2 protein-coding genes and 1 pseudogene are annotated in these 2,264 nt (G+C 65.0%); all 3 read right to left on the bottom strand.

Features of this window, described 5'->3' with window-relative positions:
- Positions 1–805 (bottom strand): annotated as a pseudogene (locus tag WAO18_RS06860) (hypothetical protein); the annotation flags it as partial.
- 10 nt (positions 806–815) lie between these two features.
- Positions 816–1,691 (bottom strand): AAA family ATPase, encoded by an 876-nt coding sequence (locus WAO18_RS06865; protein WP_422204965.1) that lies wholly within the window; start codon positions 1,689–1,691, stop codon positions 816–818.
- A gap of 21 nt (positions 1,692–1,712) precedes the next feature.
- A partial coding sequence (locus tag WAO18_RS06870; RefSeq protein ID WP_422204966.1) for an aldehyde dehydrogenase family protein occupies positions 1,713–2,264 on the bottom strand: 552 nt, incomplete at its 5' end.

The following is a 2,264-nucleotide window of genomic DNA, read 5'->3' on the forward strand; positions in this document are numbered from 1 at the left end:
CGGCCAGCCGGGTGGCCAGCGTGCGGGCCAGCGGCTGCACGACCCGGCGCATGGAACGCAGCTGATCGCCTGAGGCGCGCAGGAATTCGACATTCTCGGATAGCTGAGGGATGCCGTACATCTGCACGTGGTCACGGCCGAGTTGCTCAGCCGTGCGCCGCTTGGTCTCGGCGTCGACCATTTTTCGCAGCTGTGTGATCCGTTGCGCAGCAAGTGCTTTAGCGATTTGCTCCTGAGTCGGTGTCGGTTCGTCGCCGTACGGAGCGAGCAGGCCGGCCAGCAGCTTGCCCTCCAGCTCGTCCAGCGCCATCGATTTGAGGGCCTGATACGACGAGTAGGACGGGCCGCGGCTGGAGTTGTATTTGCCATAGGCGTCCACGATTTGGGCGATCATCGCGACCAGCCGCTCATCCATGTCGGCGAGTTCGGGGTTGTCCGTCAGCAGATCCAGCAGCATCTGGCGCATCGCCTCGACGTCGTCGGGCGGAAGCTGGACATCGGGATCGACGGCGTCCTCTTCGCTGACCGCCGCGCGTGTGCCGAGTGCGGGCGGCCACCACAGGTCGAACATCGCGTCGTAGGTTTCGCGGTGCTCGGGCCGGCGCAGCACGGCGCACGCCAGACCTTCGCGCAGGATCTCGCGGTCGCCGAGACCGAGAACTCCCATCACCCGGCCGGCGTCCACCGTCTCCGACGGCCCGACCGAGATACCTTGTCCGCGAAGGGCTTCAACGAACCCGACCAGGTGGCCCGGCAGGCCATGAGGGGCCAGCGGCTGGCTTGGGCGAACGCGGCGGACGGCCATCTGATCCGACCTAGTTCAGCCTGAGCTCGCCGATGGCGCGCTGTTGATCGGACTGATGCTTGAGCACGACACCCATTGTCGCGGCGATCGTCGCGTCGTCGATGGTGTCCAAACCGAGCGCCAGCACCGTACGCCCCCAGTCGATGGTCTCGGCCACCGACGGCAGCTTCTTGAGTTGCATCCCACGCAGCACTCCGATGATGCGCACCAATTCCTCGGCGATGTGGCCGGGCAGTTCGGGCACGCGGGACAACAGGATTCGGCGTTCGAGGTCGGCGTTGGGGAAGTCGATGTGCAGGAATAGGCAGCGACGTTTGAGCGCCTCGGACAGTTCGCGGGTGGCGTTGGAAGTCAGCACGACGAACGGCGGCCGTTCGGCGGTGATGGTGCCCAACTCTGGGACCGTCACCGCGAAGTCGGACAGCACCTCCAGCAGCAGACCCTCGATTTCGATGTCGGCCTTGTCGGTTTCGTCGACCAGCAGCACCGTGGGTTCGGTGCGCCGGATCGCCGTCAGCAGCGGCCGGGATAGCAGGAACTCTTCGGTGAAGACATCGGTCTTGGTCTGGTCCCAGTCATCGGACCCGGCCTGGATGCGCAGAATCTGCTTGGCGTGGTTCCACTCGTAGAGCGCACGGGCTTCGTCGACACCTTCGTAGCACTGCAGGCGGACCAGACCGGATCCGGTGGCCTGCGCGACGGCGCGAGCCAGTTCGGTCTTACCGACACCGGCCGGGCCCTCCACCAGCAGTGGCTTGCCGAGCCGGTCGGCGAGGAAAACCGCAGTAGCGGTGGCGGTGTCGGGCAGGTAGCCGGTTTCCGCCAGGCGACGACCGACATCGTCGATATCGGCGAACAGCGGGGCAGGCCGCGCGGGCACACTCACTTTTGCGTTCTCCTAAGCATGTCAGGCCGGGCGAGTCTGACCGTCTCCCCAGACGATCCATTTGGTTGAGGTCAATTCCGGCAGACCCATCGGGCCACGGGCATGCAATTTCTGGGTCGAGATCCCGATCTCGGCTCCGAACCCGAACTGCTCGCCGTCGGTGAACGAGGTTGCCGCATTCACCATCACCGCGGCCGCGTCGACACCTTCGGTGAACCGTTGGGCGGCAGCCATATTGGAGGTCACGATGGCCTCGGTGTGCCCGGTTCCATATTCGTTGATATGAGCGATTGCCGCATCGACGCCGTTGACGAGCGCGACCGAGATCTCCATCGCCAGGTATTCGCGGCGCAAATGGTCGTCGTCGGGGTCGATGTGCACCGTCACACCGGCCTCTTGCAGCGCATTGATCAGCCGCGGCATCGCCTGGTCGGCGATCGACGCATCGATGAGCAGCGTCTCGGCGGCATTGCACACGCTCGGACGACGAGTCTTGGAATTCAACAGAATTCGCTCGGCCATGTCGAGGTCGGCGGCGTCGTTGACGTAGACGTGGCAGTTGCCGACACCGGT

It is taken from the genome of Mycobacterium sp. (assembly GCF_049278535.1).
In the GTDB taxonomy this organism is placed as follows: Bacteria; Actinomycetota; Actinomycetes; order Mycobacteriales; family Mycobacteriaceae; genus Mycobacterium.